At 39.4% G+C, this 24,402-nt stretch carries 20 protein-coding genes; 19 read left to right on the forward strand and 1 reads right to left on the reverse strand.

The annotated features are described in order from the left end of the window. Nucleotides 1-117: 117 nt before the first annotated feature. The 16 genes from IGK86_RS07125 (at nt 118) to IGK86_RS07200 (ending at nt 17,657) form a co-directional block, all read left to right on the forward strand. Nucleotides 118-1,788, forward strand: a complete 1,671-nt coding sequence (locus tag IGK86_RS07125) for a formate--tetrahydrofolate ligase (protein WP_016616873.1) — start codon at nt 118-120, stop codon at nt 1,786-1,788. A gap of 104 nt (nt 1,789-1,892) precedes the next feature. Further along, on the forward strand, nt 1,893-2,597 hold the full coding sequence (locus tag IGK86_RS07130) for a CBS domain-containing protein (protein WP_002360173.1): 705 nt from the start codon (nt 1,893-1,895) through the stop codon (nt 2,595-2,597). A gap of 5 nt (nt 2,598-2,602) precedes the next feature. Continuing rightward, nucleotides 2,603-3,079, forward strand: coding sequence for a signal peptidase II (gene lspA / locus IGK86_RS07135; protein WP_002360174.1), 477 nt, complete (start codon nt 2,603-2,605; stop codon nt 3,077-3,079). Further along, complete coding sequence (locus tag IGK86_RS07140; protein ID WP_002371061.1) at nt 3,066-3,971, forward strand: RluA family pseudouridine synthase; 906 nt, start codon at nt 3,066-3,068, stop codon at nt 3,969-3,971. The genes lspA and IGK86_RS07140 overlap by 14 nt, the downstream gene beginning before the upstream one ends. A gap of 338 nt (nt 3,972-4,309) precedes the next feature. Further along, a complete protein-coding gene (pyrR, locus tag IGK86_RS07145; RefSeq protein WP_301280621.1) occupies nt 4,310-4,849 on the forward strand; it encodes a bifunctional pyr operon transcriptional regulator/uracil phosphoribosyltransferase PyrR in 540 nt (179 codons plus the stop codon). Nucleotides 4,850-4,865: 16 nt separating this feature from the next. Beyond that, a complete protein-coding gene (locus IGK86_RS07150) occupies nt 4,866-6,146 on the forward strand; it encodes a solute carrier family 23 protein (RefSeq protein WP_002357410.1) in 1,281 nt (426 codons plus the stop codon). A gap of 13 nt (nt 6,147-6,159) precedes the next feature. Next, the gene (locus tag IGK86_RS07155; protein WP_002357411.1) at nt 6,160-7,086 is read left to right on the forward strand and encodes an aspartate carbamoyltransferase catalytic subunit; all 927 of its coding nucleotides are present in this window, start codon (nt 6,160-6,162) and stop codon (nt 7,084-7,086) included. Nucleotides 7,087-7,094: 8 nt separating this feature from the next. Next, complete coding sequence (locus tag IGK86_RS07160) at nt 7,095-8,378, forward strand: dihydroorotase (protein ID WP_438742251.1); 1,284 nt, start codon at nt 7,095-7,097, stop codon at nt 8,376-8,378. A 2-nt stretch (nt 8,379-8,380) separates the two neighbouring features. Next, nucleotides 8,381-9,460 (forward strand): carbamoyl phosphate synthase small subunit, encoded by a 1,080-nt coding sequence (locus IGK86_RS07165; RefSeq protein ID WP_002360175.1) that lies wholly within the window; start codon nt 8,381-8,383, stop codon nt 9,458-9,460. Continuing rightward, a complete protein-coding gene (carB, locus tag IGK86_RS07170; RefSeq protein WP_025193983.1) occupies nt 9,460-12,642 on the forward strand; it encodes a carbamoyl-phosphate synthase large subunit in 3,183 nt (1,060 codons plus the stop codon). Before IGK86_RS07165 ends, carB begins: the two co-directional genes overlap by 1 nt. Before the next feature lie 107 nt (nt 12,643-12,749). Next, a complete protein-coding gene (locus tag IGK86_RS07175) occupies nt 12,750-13,541 on the forward strand; it encodes a dihydroorotate dehydrogenase electron transfer subunit (RefSeq protein WP_016616869.1) in 792 nt (263 codons plus the stop codon). Continuing rightward, on the forward strand, nt 13,538-14,476 hold the full coding sequence (locus IGK86_RS07180; protein WP_002379493.1) for a dihydroorotate dehydrogenase: 939 nt from the start codon (nt 13,538-13,540) through the stop codon (nt 14,474-14,476). Before IGK86_RS07175 ends, IGK86_RS07180 begins: the two co-directional genes overlap by 4 nt. Beyond that, complete coding sequence (gene pyrF / locus IGK86_RS07185) at nt 14,466-15,179, forward strand: orotidine-5'-phosphate decarboxylase (protein WP_002374722.1); 714 nt, start codon at nt 14,466-14,468, stop codon at nt 15,177-15,179. The genes IGK86_RS07180 and pyrF overlap by 11 nt, the downstream gene beginning before the upstream one ends. 1 nt (nt 15,180) lies before the next feature. Then, nucleotides 15,181-15,813 carry an orotate phosphoribosyltransferase gene (gene pyrE / locus IGK86_RS07190; RefSeq protein ID WP_002357418.1) on the forward strand — a complete coding sequence of 211 codons (633 nt, stop codon included), beginning with the start codon at nt 15,181-15,183 and terminating at the stop codon, nt 15,811-15,813. 182 nt (nt 15,814-15,995) lie between these two features. Continuing rightward, nucleotides 15,996-16,709, forward strand: coding sequence for a carbonic anhydrase (locus IGK86_RS07195; RefSeq protein WP_016616868.1), 714 nt, complete (start codon nt 15,996-15,998; stop codon nt 16,707-16,709). Nucleotides 16,710-16,727: 18 nt separating this feature from the next. Continuing rightward, complete coding sequence (locus IGK86_RS07200; protein WP_002361904.1) at nt 16,728-17,657, forward strand: LysR family transcriptional regulator; 930 nt, start codon at nt 16,728-16,730, stop codon at nt 17,655-17,657. Nucleotides 17,658-17,845: 188 nt separating this feature from the next. On the opposite strand, the gene IGK86_RS07205 is transcribed toward IGK86_RS07200, so the two are convergent. Next, the gene (locus IGK86_RS07205) at nt 17,846-18,892 is read right to left on the reverse strand and encodes a GntR family transcriptional regulator (RefSeq protein WP_016616867.1); all 1,047 of its coding nucleotides are present in this window, start codon (nt 18,890-18,892) and stop codon (nt 17,846-17,848) included. A gap of 156 nt (nt 18,893-19,048) precedes the next feature. On the opposite strand from IGK86_RS07205, the gene IGK86_RS07210 reads away from it, so the two are divergent. The 3 genes from IGK86_RS07210 to IGK86_RS07220 all read left to right on the forward strand — a co-directional run bounded on the left by IGK86_RS07210 (nt 19,049) and on the right by IGK86_RS07220 (nt 24,380). After that, nucleotides 19,049-20,338 (forward strand): glycoside hydrolase family 125 protein, encoded by a 1,290-nt coding sequence (locus IGK86_RS07210; protein ID WP_002357422.1) that lies wholly within the window; start codon nt 19,049-19,051, stop codon nt 20,336-20,338. Nucleotides 20,339-20,349: 11 nt separating this feature from the next. After that, entirely contained in the window at nt 20,350-23,040 is a 2,691-nt protein-coding gene (locus tag IGK86_RS07215) for an alpha-mannosidase (RefSeq protein WP_016616866.1), read from the forward strand. Between the two features lie 161 nt (nt 23,041-23,201). Further along, nucleotides 23,202-24,380 carry a pyridoxal phosphate-dependent aminotransferase gene (locus tag IGK86_RS07220; RefSeq protein ID WP_002365726.1) on the forward strand — a complete coding sequence of 393 codons (1,179 nt, stop codon included), beginning with the start codon at nt 23,202-23,204 and terminating at the stop codon, nt 24,378-24,380. Nucleotides 24,381-24,402: the final 22 nt, after the last annotated feature.

A 24,402-nucleotide genomic window follows, 5' to 3' on the forward strand; every position in this document is an offset into this window, starting at 1 on the left:
ACGTCAATGGTTGGGTTGTTTAAAAAAGGTTATTCTAGCCATTCTATTCAATACAAGCTATAATTTAAAAGAAACAATGTGTCACAAAGACGATAAAGAATTGAAAAGGGGTCCGTTATGAAGACAGATATTAACATTGCACAAGCAGCAACATTAAAACCTATTCAAGAGATTGCCGAAACAATCGGTCTTTCAGAAGATTCGCTAGAACTTTATGGGAAATACAAAGCGAAAATAGATTTTCCGACGCTTCAATCCTTAGAAGCGCAACCAGAAGGTAAATTAATCCTCGTTACGTCGATTAATCCAACGCCAGCAGGAGAAGGAAAGTCAACCGTGACCATTGGTTTAGGAGATGCATTAAATCAAATCAATAAAAAAACCGTTATTGCCCTAAGAGAACCATCATTAGGTCCTGTGATGGGGATTAAAGGTGGCGCAACAGGTGGCGGTTACGCACAAGTATTACCAATGGAAGAAATCAATTTGCATTTTACTGGTGATATGCATGCGATTACGACAGCCAATAATGCCTTAGCTGCGTTACTAGATAATCATTTACAGCAAGGAAATGAATTAAAGATTGATTCTCGACGGGTGATTTGGAAACGGGCAGTGGATCTAAATGATCGTGCGCTCAGACAGGTCGTTGTTGGTTTAGGCGGTCCTTTCCAAGGTGTACCAAGAGAAGACGGTTTCGATATTACTGTGGCGAGCGAAATTATGGCGATTCTTTGTTTAGCGCAAAATTTAACGGACTTAAAAGAACGCTTAAGTCGGATTATTGTCGCCTATAATGACCAAAAAGAGCCGGTGACGGTTAAAGATTTAAACGTGGCAGGTGCCCTGACTTTATTATTAAAAGACGCCTTAAAACCTAATTTAGTTCAAACGATTGAAGGAACTCCAGCTTTTGTTCACGGTGGTCCTTTTGCCAATATCGCTCATGGATGTAACAGTATTTTAGCGACAAAAACGGCTTTGCATCTAGGGGATTATGTCGTAACAGAAGCAGGTTTTGGTGGCGACTTGGGTGGCGAAAAATTTTTAGATATTAAAGTACCTTCTTTAGGGAAAGCACCCGATGCCGTTGTGATTGTGGCAACGATTCGCGCGTTGAAAATGCATGGCGGTTTGGCGAAAGATCAGTTAGCAGAAGAAAATTTACCAGCGTTACAAAAAGGCTTTGCCAACTTAGAAAAACATATTCAAAACATGCAACGTTATGATGTACCAGTAGTTGTTGCAATTAATGAGTTTACACAGGATACAGAAAAAGAAATTCAACTATTGAAAGAAGCATGCCAAGCGTTAGGCGTGCCCGTCGAGTTAACAAGTGTTTGGGCGCAAGGTGGCGCAGGTGGCACGAATCTAGCGAAAACAGTAGTAGCAGAGATTGAAGCCAATACAAAACAGTTTCAACCTTTATATAACCCTCGCCAAACAATTGAAGAAAAAATTCAAGCCATTGTACAAACGATTTACGGCGGGGAACAGGCGATTTTTTCTCCGAAAGCACAAAAGCAAATTGCAGACTTTACAAAAAATGGTTGGGATCAATTACCAATTTGCATGGCGAAGACACAGTATTCACTTTCTGACAATCCTCAAAAATTAGGACGGCCAGAAGGATTTACGATTACGATTCGTGAACTAGTTCCAAAAATCGGTGCGGGGTTTATCGTGGCGTTAACGGGTGACATTTTAACGATGCCTGGCTTGCCGAAGGTTCCTGCTGCGTTAAATATGGATGTGGACGAAACGGGTCAAGCGAGCGGTCTCTTTTAAAGCCGCTCTTTCCTGAGACCTATTTTTAGTATATACTTGAAAGTAGCTCAATAAAAAATAATGACGGAAATTTATTGCGTAGTTTATTATAAGGAGCAACGACTATGGGGGAACGAGCAGATACATTTTTAGCACACTTTAATCGCATTGAAAAGTGGATGAGAGAGAGACTGAACAATCCTGTCAATATGGGATTCAGTGAAATGACAAGACGTCTTTCCCGAAAAGAAAAAGGACAGATTGCTCAATTTGAAGAGGATTTGCTTCAAATGGCTCAGTTAAGAAATGCCATCGTTCATGAGCGAATTGCTGATGATTTTGTAATTGCAGAGCCAAACGAATGGGCAGTTCAACGAATTGAAACGATTGAACAAGCTTTAACAAAACCAGAAAAAGTAGTGCCTAAATTTGCGAAACGTGTTACAGCTTTTGAAATCACCACTTCTTTAGAAACGTTATTAACGATTATTGCAAAAAAACAATATTCTCAATTTCCGATTTATGAAAAAGGTGTATTTAAAGGATTAATCACGGTTCGAGGGATTGGTGTATGGTTTGCCATTGAGAGCACCAAAGGCGAAGTTCACATTGCCAACCGAACGGTGCGAGAATTGTTGGCATCAAATTATAAACGCAGCAACTATCAATTTGTTTCCATTGAAGCAACCGTTTTTGAAGTTGAACAAATGTTTCGGGAGCAGCCACGCTTAGAAGCTGTGCTTATTAGTAAAAGTGGCCATCCTAATGGTGAGTTAGTAGGCATTGTTCGACCAAGAGATTTAGCAAGTATTCATAGAGAAAAGGAATGACGCGATTGTTAGTAGTATATTTTTTAATCAGTGCCTTATTAGTAGGGCTTGACCAATGGAGCAAATATTTGACGGTCCAAAACATTTCTTTGGGTGAAACAAAAGAATTCATTCCTGGATTTTTGTCGCTGACCCATTTAAGAAATACCGGAGCTGCTTGGAGCTTATTAGAAGGAAAGATGATATTCTTTTATGTCATCACAGTAATTGTTAGTGTCGTGATTATTTATTTATTAATTAAGAATTATAAAAAAAGTATCTGGTATTCTGTAGGTTTATCTTTTGTCTTAGCAGGTGCCATTGGAAATTTTATTGATCGTGTACGTTTAGGCTACGTGGTGGACATGCTCCAAACGGATTTTATGAATTTTCCTATTTTTAATGTTGCAGATAGTACGTTAGTGGTCGGCGTTATTTGTATATTTATTTATTTGATTTTAGATGAAAAAGCAGCAAAGGAAGGCAAAAATGGAACAAATTAACGTAACGATTCAAACAGAAAAAGGCCGGATTGACAAAGTATTAAGTGAACATTTACCCAATCATTCCCGCTCGCAAATTCAACAATGGTTAAAAGAAAAACACGTAACAGTTAACGGTGAAACGGTCCGCGCAAATTACAAAGTTACAGCAGGCGATGAAATTGTTGTAACAATTCCTGAACCAGAAGTGCTAGATATGGTAGCAGAGGATATTCCTTTGACCATTGTTTATGAAGACAATGATGTGATTGTCGTCAACAAACCTCAAGGCATGGTTGTTCATCCTTCGGCAGGGCATCCCAATGGTACATTAGTGAACGCGTTACTTCATCATGCGGATCACTTATCGGCGATTAATGATGTGGTGCGACCCGGAATTGTTCATCGAATTGATAAAGATACTTCGGGGCTATTGATGGTGGCTAAAAATGATCAAGCCCATGAATCATTAGCGAAACAGCTAAAAGAAAAAACATCGTTACGCAAATACGTCGCCTTGGTCCACGGTGTTATTCCTCACGATAAGGGAGAGATAAATGCGCCTATTGGTCGTTCCAAGGTTGACCGAAAAATGCAAGCGGTCATTGAAGGCGGTAAAGAAGCAGTCACGCATTTTACTGTTTTAGAGCGTTTTGATGCATTTACCTTAGTTGAATTACAACTAGAAACAGGCCGGACACATCAAATCCGTGTTCACATGAAATATATCGGTTATCCATTAGCTGGAGATCCATTATATGGACCGAAAAAAACATTGCCTGGCAATGGACAATTTTTACATGCGAAGTTATTAGGCTTTACACATCCTACTACAGGTGAACAATTAGTCTTTGAAGCACCTTTACCAGAAGTTTTTGAAAAAACTTTACACCAATTAAGAAATAATCATTGATTTTTTTCTGAAGAAGAGGTAAACTCTTTTTTAAGAAGAAAAATAACTAAATAACTGTAACCTTTAAGTTTAGTCCCGTGAGGCTAAGAAGGAATCATGCAAAAGAACACTAGGTGCGCTTAGTTAGTAAGTTGTGTGGGCTACATGGTACCCTTGTACCTTTTTAAACTGTAACCAACATCCTCCTATCCTCATACGGGTAGGAGGATTTTTTGTTGGAAAAAATAACAGGACAATTTCAATAAAAACCCACTTATTTTTCAGCTGCTCAATTGAAGGAAGAATCGCTGATCCCAAGACAGCGAGGACGTAGATAAAAAAGAAATGAGGAGGAAATTATTATGCCAAAGAAAGAAGTTGTTGACGCAGTCACAATGAAACGAGCGCTTACTCGAATCTCGTATGAAATTATTGAAAGAAACAAAGGAATTCAAGACATTGTTTTAGTAGGAATTAAAACGCGTGGGATATACATTGCACAACGTCTAGCCGAACGCTTAAAACAATTAGAAGATATTGACGTGCCAGTTGGTGAATTAGATATTACTTTGTATCGTGATGATGTGAAAGATATGGAGGAACCTGAATTACATTCTTCTGACGTACCAGTCTCAATTGAAGGTAAAGAAGTTATTTTAGTGGATGATGTCTTGTACACGGGCCGGACCATTCGTGCTGCGATGGACGCTGTTATGGATTTAGGTCGTCCGAGAAAAATCTCTTTAGCAGTCTTAGTAGATCGTGGGCATCGGGAACTACCGATTCGTGCCGATTATGTAGGAAAAAATATTCCAACATCAAAAACTGAGGAAATTATTGTGGAAATGGAAGAGCGTGACGGCGCAGATCGTATTATGATCAGTAAAGGAAACGAATAAAAAGGAGTGAACAACGTTGTCAGAAAAAGAATTTCGAAATGAGGATGCAGTCTTAGATATTAAAGACAGACCGCAAGCTTTTCACTGGGTTGGCCTAAGTTTACAACATTTATTTACGATGTTTGGCGCAACGGTTTTAGTACCAATCTTAGTGGGAATTGACCCAGGGATTGCGTTAGTCAGTTCAGGATTAGGAACAATGGTCTATCTGATTACTACAAAAGGAAAAATCCCCGCTTATCTTGGCAGTAGCTTTGCTTTTATTGCAGCGATGCAGATGTTAATGAAGAGTGATGGTTATCCAGCCATTGCCCAAGGTGCTATGACAACTGGTTTGGTATACCTAATCGTTTCATTAATCATTAAAAAAATTGGTTCTGACTGGTTGGATAAAATTTTACCGCCTATCGTTGTAGGACCTGTCGTGATGGTTATCGGTTTAGGCTTGGCAGCTAATGCCGCAAATAACGCAATGTATAACAACAACGTTTATGATTTTAAATATATTGCCGTAGCCTTGATTACTTTAGGCTTAACCATTTTTTACAACATGTTTTTCAAAGGCTTCTTAGGATTAATTCCAATTCTTTTGGGAATTGTCAGTGGGTACCTAGTCGCTTTAGCTTTCGGAATTATTGACTTAACCCCTATTAAAGAAGCTGCTTGGTTTGCTTTACCGAATTTTGAAGTACCTTTTGTTCAATATGAACCGAAATTGTATTTAAATGCCATTACAACAATGGCACCAATTGCTTTTGTAACAATGACAGAACATATTGGTCATTTAATGGTCTTGAATAAATTAACCAAGCGCAACTTTTTCCAAGACCCAGGCTTATCTAAAACTTTAATGGGAGATGGCTTAGCGCAAATTGTAGCAGGTTTTGTTGGTGGACCGCCAGTTACAAGTTATGGTGAAAATATCGGCGTGCTGGCAATTACAAGAGTACACAGTGTCTTCGTGATTGGTGGAGCCGCGGTGTTCGCTGTAGCTTTAGGATTTGTTGGAAAATTAAGTGCCTTGATTCTAAGTATCCCAGGACCAGTTATTTCAGGAATTAGTTTCGTCTTGTTCGGTGTGATTGCCGCAAGTGGTTTGAAAATCTTAATCGATAATAAGATTAATTTTGATAAGAAAAAGAATTTATTGATTGCTTCAGTAATTTTAGTCATCGGCATTGGTGGCTTAGTCTTCAAAGTAGGAACCTTTGAATTGTCTTCAATGGCATTAGCAACCGTCTTAGGAATTGTTTTGAATTTAATTTTACCGGAAAACGCACGTAGCGAAGAACAGTAGGAGGACTGGACGAATGATTATTACATCTGAACGAATTAGTTTAAAACATCTTTTAACTGCTGAGGCTTTAACCGACCGTGAAGTCATGGGGTTAATCCGTCGCGCAGGAGAATTTAAACAGGGGGCAAAATGGCACCCAGAAGAACGTCAATATTTTGCAACAAACTTGTTTTTTGAAAATAGTACTCGAACACATAAAAGTTTTGAGGTAGCTGAGAAAAAATTAGGCTTAGAAGTGATTGAGTTTGAAGCAAGTAGAAGTTCTGTTCAAAAAGGAGAAACGTTATACGATACAGTACTAACGATGTCGGCAATTGGTGTAGATGTAGCAGTCATTCGTCATGGTAAAGAAAATTATTACGATGAATTGATTCAAAGTAAAACGATTCAATGTTCTATTATTAACGGTGGGGACGGGAGTGGACAACACCCTACACAATGTTTATTGGATCTGATGACCATTTATGAAGAATTTGGTGGATTTGAAGGCTTGAAAGTGGCGATTGTGGGAGATATTACACATTCTCGCGTTGCTAAATCAAATATGCAGTTATTAAACCGTTTAGGCGCTGAAATTTATTTTTCAGGTCCAGAAGAGTGGTACGATCATCAGTTTGATGTCTATGGACAATATGTGCCATTAGATGAAATTGTTGAAAAAGTCGATGTGATGATGTTGCTTCGCGTGCAGCACGAACGTCATGATGGTAAGGAAAGTTTTTCAAAAGAAGGCTATCATTTGGAATATGGTTTAACCAACGAACGGGCAACTCGTTTACAGAAACACGCAATTATTATGCATCCAGCGCCAGTCAATCGGGATGTTGAACTGGCAGATGAATTAGTGGAAAGTCTGCAATCAAGAATCGTCGCGCAAATGAGTAACGGAGTCTTTATGCGCATGGCAATTTTAGAAGCAATTTTACATGGAAAGGCCTAGGTGGAGAAATGAAGACGTTAATTAAGAATGGGAAAATCATCAAAAAAGAGAATCAATTGATTGAGGCAGCACTTTGGCTAGAAAATGGTGTGATTCACGCAATCGGAGAATCGTTTGACGAAGCAGATTTTGAGCAAGTGTTTGATGCGAACGGGCAACTAATCACGCCAGGCTTGGTCGATGTGCATGTTCACTTTAGAGAACCAGGCTTTACGTATAAAGAAACGATTAAAACGGGTAGTAAAGCTGCTGCTCGCGGTGGTTTTACTACGGTTTGCGCAATGCCCAATTTGAATCCAGTACCAGATACGGCTGAAAAATTAAGTGAGGTTTACGACTTAATTCAAAAAGATGCAGTCGTGAAAGTTTTACAATATGCCCCCATTACAGAAGAGCTACGGAGTGAAGTTTTAACCAATCAGAAGGCCTTAAAAGAAGCGGGCGCCTTTGCATTTACGAATGATGGTGTTGGTGTCCAAACGGCAGGAACGATGTACTTAGCCATGAAAGAAGCGGCTGCATTAGATATGGCACTTGTTGCGCACACGGAAGATGAATCTTTATTATTTGGTGGTGTGATGCATGAAGGAGAAGTTTCTAAGAAATTAGGCCTACCAGGGATTTTAAGTGCAACGGAAGCTTCACAAATTGCTCGGGATATTACTTTAGCAAAAGAAACAGGCGTTCATTATCATGTTTGTCATGTTTCAACAGAAGAAAGCGTGCGCGTTATTCGGGATGCTAAAAAAGCAGGGATTCACGTAACAGCCGAAGTTTCGCCACACCATTTAATTTTAGTCGATGAGGATATTCCTGGTGACGAAGGGTTTTGGAAAATGAACCCGCCATTACGTGGTTTAGCAGATCGACAAGCATTGATTGACGGTTTGTTAGATGGCACGATTGATTGTATTGCTACCGACCATGCGCCCCATGGTTTAGAAGAAAAACAACAATCATTTTTAAACGCACCTTTTGGCATTGTCGGTAGTGAAACGGCCTTCCAATTGATTTATACGAACTTTGTCGAAACAGGCATTTTCACATTAGAACAAGTGATTGATTGGATGGCAGTGAAACCGGCAGAAATTTTTGGATTAAACGCAGGAACACTAACAATTGGTGCACCAGCAGATATTGCAGTTTTTGACTTAGCAACAGCTGCACCAATTGATGCAGAAGCATTTGAATCAATGGCTGTCAATACACCATTTACAGGGTGGACAGTCAAAGGAAAGACACTTATGACATTTGTTGACGGAGTATTAGCTTGGTCGGAGGAGGCGCAGTAGGTTTGAAAAGGTTATTGATTTTAGAAGACGGAACAGTATTTGAAGGAAAAGCGTTTGGTGCAGAAGGCAATGTAGTAGGAGAAGTTGTTTTTACTACTGGCATGACAGGTTACCAAGAAGCAATTACTGACCAAAGTTTTAATGGACAAATGATTACTTTTACGTATCCATTAGTTGGAAATTACGGGGTCAACCGAGATGATTATGAATCCATTGCACCAACCTGTAAAGGTGTCATTGTTAAAGAGCATGCGCGGGTTGCTTCAAATTGGCGTCAACAAATGACCTTGGATGAATTTTTAAAGCGCAAAGGGATTCCGGGAATTTCAGGAATTGATACGCGTGCGCTGACTCGTAAGTTACGATCAGCTGGAACAATGAAAGGGAGCATCATTGATGCCGTGGATGATTTGCCGCATGCGTTTGATCAATTAAAAGCGACAGTCATGCCGAAAAATCAAGTGGCACAAGTCTCCACCACTAAGCCTTATCCGAGTCCAGGTATTGGGCGTAATGTAGTCGTCGTTGATTTCGGGTTGAAACATAGTATTTTGCGAGAATTATCAAAACGGCAATGCAACTTAACCGTGTTGCCTTATAATACAACGGCCGAAGAGATTTTAGAATTAAGTCCCGATGGTGTCATGTTGACAAATGGGCCTGGAGATCCCAAAGATGTGCCTGAAGCTATTGAAATGATTCAAGCAATCCAAGGAAAAGTTCCAATTTTCGGTATCTGCTTAGGTCATCAGTTATTTTCATTAGCGAATGGTGCGGATACGTATAAGATGAAGTTTGGACATCGCGGTTTGAATCATCCTGTACGAGAAATTGCAACAGGACGCATTGATTTCACTTCACAAAACCACGGATATGCCGTAGATGAAGCAACAATTGATCCAGAAAAATTACTTGTGACCCACGTGGAAGTCAATGATGGAACGGTTGAAGGCGTGCGTCATCGAGATTATCCAGCTTTTACTGTGCAATATCACCCAGATGCGGCTCCAGGACCGCACGATGGTCTTCATTTATTTGACGAATTTATGGAATTAATGGATGCATGGAAGGAGCAAAACTAATGCCAAAACGAACGGACATCAAGAAAATCATGGTGATTGGTTCAGGACCAATCATTATTGGACAAGCAGCAGAATTTGACTATGCAGGCACACAAGCCTGTTTAGCGCTAAAAGAAGAAGGGTATGAAGTTGTTTTAGTAAACTCAAATCCAGCGACCATCATGACCGATAAAGAAATCGCGGATCATGTTTATATTGAACCGATTACTTTAGAATTTGTTTCAAGAATTTTGCGAAAAGAACGTCCTGATGCTCTTCTACCAACATTAGGTGGTCAAACTGGATTAAATATGGCGATGGAATTATCGGAATCAGGAATTTTAGATGAGCTAAATGTAGAATTGCTAGGAACAAAGCTCAGTGCGATTGACCAAGCGGAAGACCGTGATTTATTTAAACAATTGATGGAAGAATTAGAACAACCGATTCCAGAAAGTGAAATTGTCAATACGGTGGAACAAGCCGTGGCTTTTGCCAAACGAATTGGCTATCCAATTATCGTTCGTCCCGCATTTACCTTAGGTGGAACAGGCGGCGGCATGTGTGATACGGAAGAAGAACTCCGTCAGATTGCCGAAAACGGTCTGAAATTATCACCAGTTACACAATGTTTAATTGAAAAAAGTATTGCTGGTTTTAAAGAAATTGAATATGAAGTAATGCGTGATTCGGCTGATAATGCGATTGTGGTTTGTAACATGGAAAACTTTGATCCTGTCGGCATTCACACTGGGGATTCGATTGTTTTTGCTCCGAGTCAAACTTTATCAGATTATGAATACCAAATGTTACGAGATGCGTCCTTGAAAATTATTCGTTCATTAAAAATTGAAGGTGGCTGTAATGTTCAATTAGCTTTGGACCCGCATAGCTTTAATTATTATGTGATTGAAGTGAATCCTCGTGTTTCTCGCTCATCTGCACTTGCTAGTAAAGCCACAGGGTATCCCATTGCGAAGTTAGCCGCAAAAATTGCTGTTGGTTTAACATTAGATGAAATGAAAAATCCAGTTACTGGAACCACTTATGCCGAATTTGAACCGGCTTTGGACTATGTTGTTTCCAAAATTCCTCGTTGGCCTTTTGACAAATTTGAAAAAGGTGCTCGAGAACTAGGAACGCAAATGAAAGCAACCGGGGAAGTCATGGCAATTGGCCGCAATATTGAAGAATCCTTATTAAAAGCAGTTCGTTCTTTAGAAATTGGTGCTTATCACAACGAGTTAGAAGAACTAAGTCATGTCAGTGATTTAGAATTAACGAAGAAAATGGTCCATGCGCAAGATGATCGATTGTTCTACTTATCAGAAGCCATTCGCAGAGGATATAGCATCGAAGAATTACAAAGTTTAACGAAAATTGATTTATTCTTCTTGGATAAACTTTTACACATTATCGAAATTGAAACAGCCCTTGAAAGTCACGTGGACAACGTAGCTGTTTTGAAAGAAGCCAAACAAAATGGTTTTTCTGATCGGAAAATCGCAGCACTTTGGGGACAAACAGAACAAGCTGTCGCTGACTTCCGCAGAGCCAATCAAATTGTGCCCGTCTATAAAATGGTGGATACGTGTGCTGCAGAGTTTGAATCACACACGCCTTATTTTTATAGCACGTATGAAGTGGAAAACGAAAGCAATGTTTCGAAAAAGCCTTCTGTACTAGTATTAGGTTCTGGTCCCATTCGCATTGGTCAAGGGGTCGAGTTTGATTATGCAACGGTTCATTCTGTCAAAGCGATCCAAGCGGCTGGTTATGAAGCAATTATTATGAATAGTAATCCTGAAACAGTTTCAACAGATTTCTCTGTTTCTGATAAATTATACTTTGAGCCATTAACTTTAGAAGACGTCATGAATGTGATTGATTTAGAAAATCCGATTGGCGTGATCGTCCAATTTGGTGGACAAACAGCGATTAATTTAGCTGAGCCGCTCACAAAACAAGGCGTTAAAATTCTTGGAACAACGATTGAAGATTTAGATCGTGCGGAAAATCGTGATTTATTTGAACAAGCTTTGCAAGAGTTAGCGATTCCTCAACCACCAGGAGATACGGCCACAAGTGCAGAAGAAGCAGTCGTGATTGCTGATCGTATCGGCTATCCCGTTTTAGTGCGTCCAAGTTATGTTTTAGGTGGTCGTGCAATGGAAATTGTCGAAAATCAAAAGGATTTGGAAGATTATATGCGACATGCAGTCAAAGCTTCTCCAGAACATCCTGTCTTGGTTGATAGCTATTTATTGGGACAAGAATGTGAAGTTGATGCCATTTGTGATGGTGAAACAGTACTAATTCCAGGGATTATGGAACATATTGAACGAGCTGGCGTGCATTCTGGTGATTCAATGGCGGTTTATCCACCGCAGTATCTTTCTCAAGAAATTCAAGCAACGATTGCCGATTATACAAAAAAACTGGCACTTGGTTTAAACTGTGTAGGTATGATGAATATTCAATTTGTTATTCATGAAAATCGTGTTTATGTGATTGAAGTGAATCCTCGTGCGAGTCGAACAGTTCCTTTCTTAAGTAAAATCACAGGGATTCCGATGGCCCAAGTTGCTACAAAAGCGATTCTTGGTGAGAAATTGACTGACCTAGGATATCAAGATGGATTATACCCTGAAAGTAAACAAGTTCATGTGAAAGCCCCTGTATTCTCCTTTACGAAACTACAAAAAGTAGATACGTACTTAGGGCCTGAAATGAAATCAACTGGGGAAGTTATGGGTAGTGATTATTATTTAGAAAAAGCCTTGTATAAAGCCTTTGAAGCATCTGGCTTGCATTTGCCAAGTTATGGGGCTGTACTTTTCACCATTGCTGATGAAACAAAAGAAGAGGCGTTAGAAATTGCTAAGCGTTTTTCAGCAATTGGCTATAGTTTAGTCGCAACGGAAGGAACCGCTGACTTTTTAGCGAAGCATCAGTTGCCTGTTAAGAAAGTGACGAAAATTTCTAATCCTGAAGGGGAAACCGTGCTGGATGTCATTCGCAATGGGAATGCACAAGTGGTAATCAATACCATGGATAAAAATCGTTCCAGTGCCAACCAAGATGGGTTTTCAATCCGTCGGGAAGCAGTCGAACATGGGATTCCATTGTTTACCTCACTTGACACAGCAAATGCGATTTTAAAAGTTTTAGAATCAAGAGCCTTTACGACAGAAGCCATTTAAGCAAAAATCTGGAACAATCGTCTAAGGAGGACTGTTCCAGATTCTTTTACGAAGAAATAGAAAATCATTTATAGGGGAATCAGAGAATAAAGGAGTGAAGGATACTGATGCAGAGAAAGCAAGAAATGATGACCATTGTAGATCAAAAACAGTTAGCGCCACGGATTTATCAGTTAGACTTACAAGGCGAGTTAGTGAAAGAGATGACACGACCTGGACAGTTTGTGCATATCAAGGTTCCGCGTGCAGATTTACTTTTGCGGCGACCGATTAGCATCAACCAAATTGATCATTCGAATGAAACCTGTCGTTTGATTTATCGAGTCGAAGGCGCTGGAACGGAAGTGTTTGCCACCATGAAGGCTGGTGAACAATTAGATATTTTAGGTCCTTTAGGAAACGGCTTTGATATAACTACCGTAGCAGCTGGTCAAACTGCTTTTATCGTTGGCGGAGGAATCGGGATTCCCCCATTGTATGAATTATCAAAACAACTCAATGAAAAAGGCGTGAAAGTGATTCATTTTCTTGGTTATGCATCAAAAGAGGTTGCTTATTACCAACAAGAATTTATGGCATTAGGAGAAACACATTTTGCCACAGATGACGGCTCGTTTGGCGCTCATGGCAACGTGGGCCGTTTATTGTCAGAAGCGTTAGCAAAAGGACGGATCCCTGATGCAGTTTATGCTTGTGGTGCGAATGGTATGTTAAAAGCAATTGATTCTTTATTTCCAACACATCCACACGTTTACCTTTCTTTAGAAGAACGGATGGCCTGTGGAATTGGGGCTTGCTATGCCTGCGTTTGCCATAAAAAAGGAGACACTACTGGAGCAAAAAGTGTCAAGGTCTGTGATGAAGGTCCGATTTTTAAAGCAAGTGAGGTTATCTTATAATGAAAAATCCTTTAGCCGTTTCAATTCCAGGTTTAACATTAAAAAATCCAATTATTCCCGCCAGTGGTTGCTTTGGGTTCGGGGAAGAATATGCTAACTATTATGACCTTGATCAATTAGGTTCAATTATGATTAAGGCAACAACCCCCCAAGCACGATATGGAAATCCCACACCACGTGTAGCTGAAACACCTAGTGGTATGCTAAATGCCATTGGATTGCAGAATCCAGGCTTAGACGTGGTTATGCAAGAAAAATTACCGAAATTAGAAAAATACCCTAACTTACCGATTATCGCAAATGTTGCAGGTGCTTGCGAAGAGGACTATGTGGCTGTTTGCGCAAAAATTGGGCAAGCGCCTAACGTCAAAGCAATTGAACTGAATATTTCCTGTCCCAATGTGAAACACGGCGGCATAGCTTTTGGTACAGATCCAGAGGTTGCTTTTCAATTAACACAAGCAGTCAAAAAAGTCGCCTCTGTTCCGATTTATGTTAAACTATCACCAAACGTAACGGACATTGTGCCGATCGCCCAAGCAATTGAAGCAGGGGGCGCAGACGGTTTTTCTATGATTAATACATTGCTAGGGATGCGCATTGATTTAAAAACGAGAAAACCTATTTTAGCCAATCAAACTGGCGGACTATCTGGCCCAGCCATTAAACCTGTTGCTATTCGCTTAATCCGACAAGTCGCCAGTGTTTCTCAGTTGCCAATTATTGGAATGGGCGGTGTTCAAACAGTGGATGATGTCTTGGAAATGTTCATGGCAGGTGCTAGCGCTGTCGGTGTTGGTACGGCCAACTTTACAGATCCATATATTTGTCCGAAGTTGATTGACGGATTACCTAAGCGAATGGAAGAGTTAGGTATTGAATCGTTGGAACAATTAATTAAAGAAGTGAGAGAGGGGCAGCAAAATGCACGATAGACCAATTATTGCGTTAGATTTTCCCACGCAAAAAGAAGTGGCTGTTTTTTTAGAAAAATTTCCTAAGGAAGAAGCCTTGTTTGTTAAAGTGGGGATGGAACTTTTTTACGCAGAAGGACCAGCGATTGTTCGCTGGCTTAAAGAACAAGGACACGATGTTTTCTTGGATTTAAAATTACATGATATTCCGAATACTGTGGAAAAAGCGATGACAAATTTAGCAAAATTAGGCGTTGCCATTACCAATGTCCATGCAGCAGGGGGCGTTCGAATGATGCAAGCAGCTAAGGAAGGTCTAATCAAAGGGACTCAGCCAGGCGCTAAGGTTCCTGAGTTAATTGCTGTAACCCAGTTGACTTCTACTAGTGAAGAAGAGATGCAGCACGATCAATTAATCAACGTTCCTTTAGAGACAAGTGTCATTCATTATGCTAAATGTGCGGAAAAAGCGGGTCTGGATGGCGTGGTTTGTTCAGCATTAGAAGCTCGTGGTATTCAAGAAGCAACCAAGCAAACGTTTATTTGCTTAACACCTGGTATTCGTCCAGCAGGAAGTGCAGTAGGTGACCAACAACGGGTCGTTACGCCGCAACATGCTCGCGAAATCGGGTCCACATATATCGTTGTTGGCCGACCTATTACCCAAGCAGAAAATCCTTATGAAGCCTATCAAGAAATCAAAAAAGACTGGAGCGGAAAGTAACATGACAAAAGTAGCAAAAAAGATTGCCAAAGATTTATTAGATATTGAAGCGGTATTTTTAAACCCTAATGAGCCGTTTACCTGGGCAAGTGGCATAAAAAGTCCGATTTATTGTGATAACCGTATCACGATGAGTTATCCTGCTGTGCGTAAAGAAATTGCAGAAGGCTTAGCGGCAAAAATTAAAGAGACTTTCCCAGAAGTCGAAGTGATTGCTGGGACAGCTACCGCAGGGATTCCACATGCGGCATGGGTAGCCGATATTTTAGGATTACCAATGGTTTATATCCGCAGTAAAGCCAAAGATCACGGCAAAGGGAATCAAATTGAAGGCCGAATTTCTGAAGGACAAAAAATGGTAGTTATCGAGGATTTAATTTCAACAGGCGGTAGCGTGTTAGAAGCGGCAGAAGCGGCGGAACGTGAAGGAGCAACGGTTTTAGGCGTTGCGGCAATCTTCACTTATGAGTTACCCAAAGGAACGGCAAATTTTGCAGATAAACAGATGACGTTACTAACGTTAACCAATTATTCAACTTTAATTGATGCTGCATTAGAAGCAAATTATATCGAAGAAAAAGATGTTACCTTATTACAAGAATGGAAAAAAGATCCTGAAAACTGGGGCAAATAACCGTTGAACTAAAGATGGTTCTTGTCGTCTGATTTTTAGTGTCATTTTCAGTAACCAGATTTAACGGTAGGAGAACTTAGGTCATTTGCCGAGGAGCGTAATGATCTAAGTTCTTTTGTTTGACGTAGAAAAGATGTTAGGATAGAGTTTTAACATGAGTTTTACCTGATTACTATGTGGAAATGAAGGAAGAGTGTATGAAAAAAATAAAAAATATGGACGTTGAATGGAGCTATACAGGCAACGATGGACCAGAACATTGGCATACGCTATGTGACTGGTTTGCAGAAGGTGCTAAGTTTGCTTATCAATCGCCAATTGCTTTAGAAAAAGAAAGTGCTGAGACAATAAATTCTCAGATTACGTTTCATTATAAAAAAGAAGAATTCACTGAAAAGGAATTCAAAAATACGTTTCATTTTGTACCACCAAATACGGAAAGTTACGTAATGTTTGAAAATGTTGCGTATCATTTAACCGATATCCATTTTCATATGCCTAGCGAACATTTGCTGTCGGGAAAGCAGTATCCGCTAGAATTCCATTTGGTTCATATGAATGATGCTGGCGAAAATTTAGTTGTCGGTTGCCTGTTTAACATCACAGAGGAAGAAAATCGTTTTTCAGAAGCGAATCATCCGATGGACTGGGAAAACGGCACGCACCAACAATGGTTTAATCCGTCAATCTTTTTACCAGAGGAGCGTCTACACTACCATTATGTAGGCTCGTTAACAACACCGCCAACTAAGGGTCCAGTGAAATGGTTTGTATTTGATACCATTCAAAAAATGGATCAAGCCTTTTTAAATAAGATCAAGGAAGGAATGTTGGCCTTTAACAATCGGCCCCTTCAGCCGTTGAATGGGCGTAAGATTTATTTTTCAAATGATTAGTGTGTGGAGGAAAAAGTGTTGAATATTCAACAAATGAAGTATGTTGCTGCCATAGCTAACAATGGGAGTTTTCGGGAAGCAGCCAAAAAACTATTTATTACACAACCTAGCTTGTCAAATAGTATTCGGGAATTAGAAGAAGAACTAGGGATTTCCCTCTTTTTACGTACCAATAAGGGCGCTTTTTTAACAGAAGAAGGAATGGTTTTTTTAGAACAAGCAGAGAAAGTCTTAGTTCAAATGGAGTTATTGGAAAATCGCTATCGCGAGACAGTGACCAGCGAACGATTCTCCATCTCTTCGCAACATTACGATTTTTTAGGTGAGGTAATTGCCAAAGTTCTTAAAAAGTATGGGGATCAATATAAAGATTTTCGTGTCTTTGAAACCACAACCTTAAAAGTAATTGAAGACGTCAAAGGATTTCACAGTGAGTTGGGGATTATTTATTTAAATGAACAAAATAGTGTCAGTATTGAACGGTATTTAGAACAAGCTAATCTAGCCTACGAGGTAATTAGTACTTTTAATACACACATTTTTTTAGGAAATCATCATCCTTTAGCCAAGCAAAAAGAAATTCATTTAGAGGAATTAGTTCCCTATCCACAAGTCCGCTTTAATCAAGAAGGAAGCAATTTTTCCTATTTTTCTGAAGATTTAGTTGAAATTCCTGAACAGGAATCGGTCATTCATACTACAGATCGTGGAACCTTGATGAATTTGTTGGTAGAAACCAATGCTTATGCTTCTGGTTCAGGAGTCGTAACGGGTTTTACGAAGAAAGAAATTCGGTTAGTGCCATTGGCGCCAGCTTTGGAAAATCGTATTTGTTTACTCTTTCCCAAAAATCGGGAAATCAGTCCGATTGGTCGCTACTTTATCAAAGAACTAAAAGCGTTGTTTAAAAAAGAGGTAGATACCAAAACATTTAGCACTAAGGAATAAAAAGAAGAGGTCGGGACAGAAGTGTTTAACTCCGAGAAATAAGAAGGAATTTCCGAAAATTGTTCTTTAATTTTTGGAGAATTTCGGCTTATTTCCGAAGGAGTTGCTTCTGTACCCGCCGTTTATTAGTTTTTGAGCGTGGAGCAAAAATCCAAAGTGATTTTTGTCCCATGCTCTTCTTTTTTTGCTCATTTTGAAACAGTAGAAATGGTTTCTCTTTCAATTAATGTGACAGGCACTTGAATGTCTTCTATGATTTGAAGGTCTTGCTGCATCGTTTGTAATAACACTTCGCCAGCTAGTTTTCCCATTTCTTTAAAGTCTTGTGCCATGGTTGTTAATGGCGGTTCGACAAATGCTGCTGCTTGAATATCGTCAAAACCAATAATCGATAATTCTTTTGGCACATGAATACCTAGGTTTTTACAGTTTCGTAAACAATGTAACGCGCTGAAGTCATTATCGCAGACCACGGCTGTGAGTTGGTGCGCCTCAAAATACTGTTTAAAGTTGTGTTTATCTAAGAGATTGGTTTCTGTGATTGCTGTATGAAACGCCAGATTGGCTTCTTTTAAAGCTTGGAGATAACCTAAATAACGTTGCCGAACGGATTGTAGCGCCGGACTTCCTGAAAGGATATATCCAATTTTTGTATGTCCTAAGCCAATTAAGCGTTCGGTTGCTGTTTTACCACCAGCAAAGTTGTCTGATTGAATGGTTGCAAAAGGCAAATCATGGATCTTTTTATCCAAGACAACGACTGGAAAATTCATCAAAGCCAACTCAAACAGTAAGTCGAGGTAGTCATTACTAGTAGCAGCATAATAGACAAGCCCGGCAAACTCATTCACAATGTCCGCAGCATTTTTCTCTCTCAAAAAATTAGGCGAGGTCATAAAGACTTCTAAACCAGCTGCTTGAATAGTAGGGGCCAAACCGCTATAGAAATTTCCTACTGATAAATCGTCTGCAAAAGGCAATAAAAAAAGAACTTTATTTAAAGAGGTATGAAGAGGATGCTTTGGTGCTTGAACAAAACTTCCTTTTCCTTGGTGACGTTGGATTACGCCTTGCGTTTCCAACTCAGTTAGCGCACGTTTGGACGTAATTCTACTGACGTTAAACTGAGCCGATAATTCTTTTTCGGTAGGCACTTGCGCTCCAACAGGCAATCGCCCTGAATCAATTTCATTTTGTAAATAATCAATAATTTGTTGATATAATGGTTGCTTCATTCATTTCACCTCACAATAAGATATATCTTATTTATAGTTTACCATAAATTAATTGGTTTTAAAATGAAAAAAATGATCGAAATCACTAGACAAAGTGAAATGTAAACGCTATAATTCAATTGTGAAATGATATATCAAATTTAAGAGGTGACGAGAATGGTTTATACAGAAGTTCCAAAATCCGTAGCAACATTTATGGAGACAATTACAGAAAAATGCGGTGAAGCACATCAAGATTGGGCAAAAAACTTTCAGGCGGCCTTTGCCAATACTTTACTAACAACAGTGAAACGTCAAGAAGATGGTACTACCTTTTTATTAACAGGCGATATTCCAGCAATGTGGTTGAGAGACTCAACAGCACAAGTTCGTCCCTATTTAGTGATTGCGAAAGAAGACGAAGACCTTGCTCAAATGATTGCTGGTTTGGTTAAACGCCAGTTTCGTTATATTTGCATTGATCCTTATGCCAATGCGTTTAATGAAACAGATAATCATGCAGGCCATCAAACTGATAAGACCGAAATGAATGGCTGGATTTGGGAACGGAAATATGAAATTGATTCATTATGTTACCCGGTCCAATTAGCCTATTTACTTTATAAAAATACTGGGATGACCGAACAATTTAATTCAGATTTTGTGGAAGGCGTCAAAAAAATTCTCAACGTTTTCACAACAGAACAAGATCACGCACAGTCACCTTATTTATTTGAACGAGATACGTGGCGTCAAGAAGATACGTTGGTTGAAGCAGGGAAAGGAACGCCAGTTGGCAAAACAGGGATGACATGGTCAGGCTTCCGTCCTAGTGATGATGCCTGCCAATATGGTTACTTAGTTCCTTCTAATATGTTTGCAGTCGTAATTTTAGGCTATATTCAAGAAATTTTCTCTGATGTTTTAGAAGATGCTACGATTGTGGCGATTGCTAAAAAATTACAAGAAGAGATTGAAGAAGGCATTCAAACATTTGGACGAACAAAAAATCAAAATAACGAAACGATTTATGCGTATGAAGTGGATGGCTTAGGCAATGCAAGCGTGATGGATGACAGTAATGTTCCCAATTTAGTAGCAGCCCCTTATCTGGGTTATTGTTCAACAGAGGATGAACAATATTTAACAACGCGTCAAACCTTATTAAGTAAAGAAAATCCTTACTTCTATGAAGGCAAATACGCGAAAGGGATTGGTAGCTCGCATACACCAGAAAATTACGTGTGGCCGATTGCTTTAGCAATGGAAGGAATGACAACCAAAGATAAAGCAGAAAAAGAACGAATTTTAGATTTATTAGTTGCCACAGATGCGGGGACTCATTTGATGCATGAAGGTTTTGACGTAGATAATCCTGAAAATTATACAAGAGAATGGTTTTCATGGGCTAATATGATGTTTTGTGAATTAGTTATGGATTATTTTGACATCCGAGTGGAAAAATAGGAGGAAAAGTGATGACAAAGAAAAAAGTCTATATTGTTTCCCATAGTCATTGGGATCGTGAATGGTATCTGCCTTATGAAGAACATCATATGCGCTTAATTGAATTAGTGGATAATGTATTAGATTTAATTGAAAATGATCCAGAGTTTAACAGTTTCCATTTAGATGGACAAACGATTATCTTAGACGACTATTTACAAGTTCGCCCAGAGAAAAAAGAAGCCGTGAAAAAAGCTGTCCAAGCAGGCAAACTAAAAATCGGACCATTTTATATTTTACAAGATGACTTTTTAATTAGCTCTGAATCCAATGTTCGAAACATGCTGATTGGGCATTTAGAAAGTCAAAAATGGGGAGCACCAGTTCAATTAGGTTACTTCCCGGATACATTTGGGAATATGGGTCAAACGCCTCAAATGATGCAATTAGCAAATCTGCCTGCGGCTGCCTTTGGACGCGGGGTGAAACCGATTGGCTTTGATAATCAAGTCTTAGAAAGCGACTATAGCTCACAATATTCTGAAATGTGGTGGGAAGGTCCTGACCAAACCAAAATTTTCGGCTTGCTTTTTGCAAACTGGTATAGTAACGGGAACGAAATTCCTTCAGAAAAAGAAGCGGCAATCGCTTTTTGGAAACAAAAATTGGCTGATGTGGAACGTTACGCTTCCACAAACCATTTATTGATGATGAATGGGGTCGACCACCAACCGGTACAAAGAGATATTACTAAGGCCATCGCTTTAGCCAATGAACTATTCCCAGAATATGAATTTATTCATTCCAATTTCGATGACTATTTGAAAGCTGTTCAAGAGGAGTTACCAGAAGATTTAGGAACAGTAACAGGTGAATTAACGAGTCAAGAAACGGATGGCTGGTACACATTAGCCAATACTTCTTCTGCTCGCGTCTATTTAAAACAGTGGAACACAAAAGTCCAACGCCAATTAGAAAATATCGCAGAACCTTTAGCAGCAATGGCTTACGAAGTAACTGGTGACTACCCACATGACCAATTTGATTATGCTTGGAAAACATTGCTTCAAAACCATCCGCACGATAGTATTTGTGGCTGTTCTGTCGACGAGGTTCACCGAGGCATGATGACTCGCTTTGAAAATGCCAATGATGTCGGGCATTTCTTAGCAGATGAAGCAACACGACAATTAACAGAAGCAATTGATACAAATGTTTTCCCAGAAAAAGCGCACCCGTTTGTTTTATTTAATACTAGTGGCTATCAGAAAACGGAGGTTGTCACTGTGGAAGTGGAGATTGAACGATTGCCATTTTATACAGGAAAACCTGAAGATCTTTATCATGAATTAAAACAAAAAGCCACCCCAGATTATCAAGTGATTGATCCAACTGGAAAAGCCGTTGCAAGCCGTATTGTCAAAGAAGATGTTCGTTTTGGTTACGATTTACCTAAAGATGCTTTCCGCCAACCGTACATGGCTAAATACTTAACGGTCGAATTATCTGTCAAAGAAATGGCGCCATTCTCTTGGGATAGCTTTGCATTGATTCAAGGAGAAACGAAAGCTTTTGAAGGAAGTCTTTTGGCTCAACCAGCAATAAATGAAATGGAAAACGAATTTATTCAAGTGAAAATTGAAAACAATGGTAGCTTAACCATTGCTGACAAAAAAACAGGAGAAACATTTTCAAAATTGTTAACATTTGAAGATACTGGCGACATTGGGAATGAATATATCTTTTTCAAACCGACCGAAGACCAAGGAATTACAACTGAAAATGTAACGGCTGAAATCACGAATAAAGAAAATTCCCCTGTAAAAGCAAGTTATCAAATTAAACAAACTGTCATGTTACCAGTTTCAGCAGATGAACGATTAGAAGAAGAACAAAAGGCTGTTCGTGAGTTTAGAGAACGCCAAGCACAACGTTCAACGACGCTTCGCCCGTTCGAAATAACGACAGTGGTTACAATGATCAAAGAAAGTAACCAATTGTTCTTTGAAACAACCATTAATAATCAAATCAAAGATCATCGTTTACGCGTGCTTTTCCCAACTGGCATGGTCACAGAAACACATGAAGCGGATAGTATTTATGAAGTCGTGACACGACCAAATCAAGTAAGCGACACATGGGAAAATCCAACAAACCCGCAGCACCAACAAGCGTTTGTGAATGTTCATGACCAAAACAAAGGCGTGACTATCTTTAATGAAGGCTTAAATGAGTATGAAGTCTTAGCAGATGGAACCATTGCGGTCACATTAATTCGTTGTGTTGGCGAACTAGGTGATTGGGGCTATTTTGCGACACCAGAAGCACAATGCCAAGGAGAATATACCTTTAAATATGGTTTGTCATTGCATGGAAAACCAGAAGAACGCTTTGCTACGTATCAACAAGCCTATAGTGCACAAATTCCTTTTACTGCAGCTACTACTGCGCGTCATGAAGGTAAACTAGCACCGAACCATGTCTACTTGACAACGGCAGAAGGACCAATTGGTTGGACAGCCGTTAAACGTCAAGAGCAAACAAATCATTTAGTCGTTCGTGGCTTTAATCTAACAGCGCAAAATATTCCTTGTGAACTTCACAAAGAGACACAACCAGCGACTTGTTTAACAAATGTATTAGAAGAACCGTTGACACCAGCGATAGAAATCGATGCACCATTACGTCCGTTTGAAATTCGGACATGGCGTTTCGAAAAATAAATAAATAGGAGAACTTTGTTGAAAAGGACAAAGTTCTCCTATTTTCTTCTCTGCCGTTTTTTTGAGATATTTATAATAAAAATCTAGCGAAACAATGAGAAAATCATTCATTTTACGGTCAATTTGTGCTACTATAACGTCAACTGAAGGAGTGAAGCTAAATGGATTTAACCAATCGTTTTAATCGTCAAGTAAATAAAATTGCTGTTTCTTTAATTCGTCAATTTGACGAACAAGTCTCAGGAATTGAAGGTATTTTAAAATTAACGCTAGGAGAGCCGGATTTTAACACACCTGAGCATGTCAAAAAAGCAGCCAAAGAAGCAATTGATGCGAATTTTTCTCATTATACAGGGATGTCTGGTTTATTAGATGTCCGTGAAGCAGCCGCTTATTTTATGAAAGAAAAGTATCATTTGACTTACCAGCCTGCGACAGAAATTTTAGTAACAGTTGGAGCAACAGAAGCGATTTCAGCTTCGTTATTAGCAATTTTAGAACAAGGTGACAAAGTGCTATTGCCAGCACCTATTTACCCAGGGTATGAACCAATTATTACATTGGCGGGGGCGGAGCCGGTATATTTGGACACACGAGACAACGATTTTGTCTTGACCCCTGAAATGATTGAAGCGGCAATGGCCGAGCATGGGGAACAAGTCAAAGCAATTATTTTAAATTATCCTAGCAACCCAACTGGTGTCACCTATAACCGCCAAGAGTTGCAAGCAATTGCTGATGTTCTAAAAAAATACGACATTTTTGTGATTAGCGATGAAATTTATAGTGAGTTAACTTATGATGAGAGTCATGTTTCGATTGCTGAAATGTTACGTGACCAAACGATTTTAATTAACGGTTTGTCGAAATCACATGCCATGACAGGCTGGCGGATTGGCTTTATTTTTGCACCAGCGATTTTAACAGCGGAGATCATTAAAGTTCATCAGTATTTAGTTACTGCAGCTGCAACAGTGTCTCAAAAAGCGGCTGTTCGTGCCTTAATCGAAGGAATGCATGATGCTGAAATTATGAAAGAAGAGTATCGGAAACGGCGCGATTTTGTTTATGAACAGATGACTCAATTGGGGTTTGAAGTTGCGCGTCCAAATGGGGCCTTTTATATTTTTGCTAAGATTCCTACTGGTTATGAACAAGATTCTATGAAATTTTGTATTGATTTAGCGCAAAAAGAAGCAGTAGCGTTGATTCCAGGTATTTCTTTTGGTCCAGAAGCAGAAGGATACGTCCGGATTAGTTATGCGTCCGATATGGATAAATTAACAACGGCCATGGAACGAATTGCACATTACATGGCGACACAACGCGTAACGCACTAGCCTTTATAGATTCTTTACACAC

It is taken from the genome of Enterococcus sp. DIV1206, from assembly GCF_051712485.1.
GTDB lineage: Bacteria > Bacillota > Bacilli > Lactobacillales > Enterococcaceae > Enterococcus > Enterococcus faecalis.

What these genes read in the sequence shown, in the direction of transcription:
- IGK86_RS07125 (WP_016616873.1), top strand. Translation starts at nt 118, where the DNA reads ATGAAGACAGATATTAACATTGCACAAGCAGCAACATTAAAACCTATT.
- IGK86_RS07130 (WP_002360173.1), top strand. Translation starts at nt 1,893, where the DNA reads ATGGGGGAACGAGCAGATACATTTTTAGCACACTTTAATCGCATTGAA.
- IGK86_RS07140 (WP_002371061.1), top strand. Translation starts at nt 3,066, where the DNA reads ATGGAACAAATTAACGTAACGATTCAAACAGAAAAAGGCCGGATTGAC.
- IGK86_RS07155 (WP_002357411.1), top strand. Translation starts at nt 6,160, where the DNA reads ATGATTATTACATCTGAACGAATTAGTTTAAAACATCTTTTAACTGCT.
- IGK86_RS07160 (WP_438742251.1), top strand. Translation starts at nt 7,095, where the DNA reads ATGAAGACGTTAATTAAGAATGGGAAAATCATCAAAAAAGAGAATCAA.
- carB (WP_025193983.1), top strand. Translation starts at nt 9,460, where the DNA reads ATGCCAAAACGAACGGACATCAAGAAAATCATGGTGATTGGTTCAGGA.
- IGK86_RS07175 (WP_016616869.1), top strand. Translation starts at nt 12,750, where the DNA reads ATGCAGAGAAAGCAAGAAATGATGACCATTGTAGATCAAAAACAGTTA.
- pyrF (WP_002374722.1), top strand. Translation starts at nt 14,466, where the DNA reads ATGCACGATAGACCAATTATTGCGTTAGATTTTCCCACGCAAAAAGAA.
- pyrE (WP_002357418.1), top strand. Translation starts at nt 15,181, where the DNA reads ATGACAAAAGTAGCAAAAAAGATTGCCAAAGATTTATTAGATATTGAA.
- IGK86_RS07195 (WP_016616868.1), top strand. Translation starts at nt 15,996, where the DNA reads ATGAAGGAAGAGTGTATGAAAAAAATAAAAAATATGGACGTTGAATGG.
- IGK86_RS07205 (WP_016616867.1), bottom strand. Translation starts at nt 18,892, where the DNA reads ATGAAGCAACCATTATATCAACAAATTATTGATTATTTACAAAATGAA.
- IGK86_RS07210 (WP_002357422.1), top strand. Translation starts at nt 19,049, where the DNA reads ATGGTTTATACAGAAGTTCCAAAATCCGTAGCAACATTTATGGAGACA.
- IGK86_RS07215 (WP_016616866.1), top strand. Translation starts at nt 20,350, where the DNA reads ATGACAAAGAAAAAAGTCTATATTGTTTCCCATAGTCATTGGGATCGT.
- IGK86_RS07220 (WP_002365726.1), top strand. Translation starts at nt 23,202, where the DNA reads ATGGATTTAACCAATCGTTTTAATCGTCAAGTAAATAAAATTGCTGTT.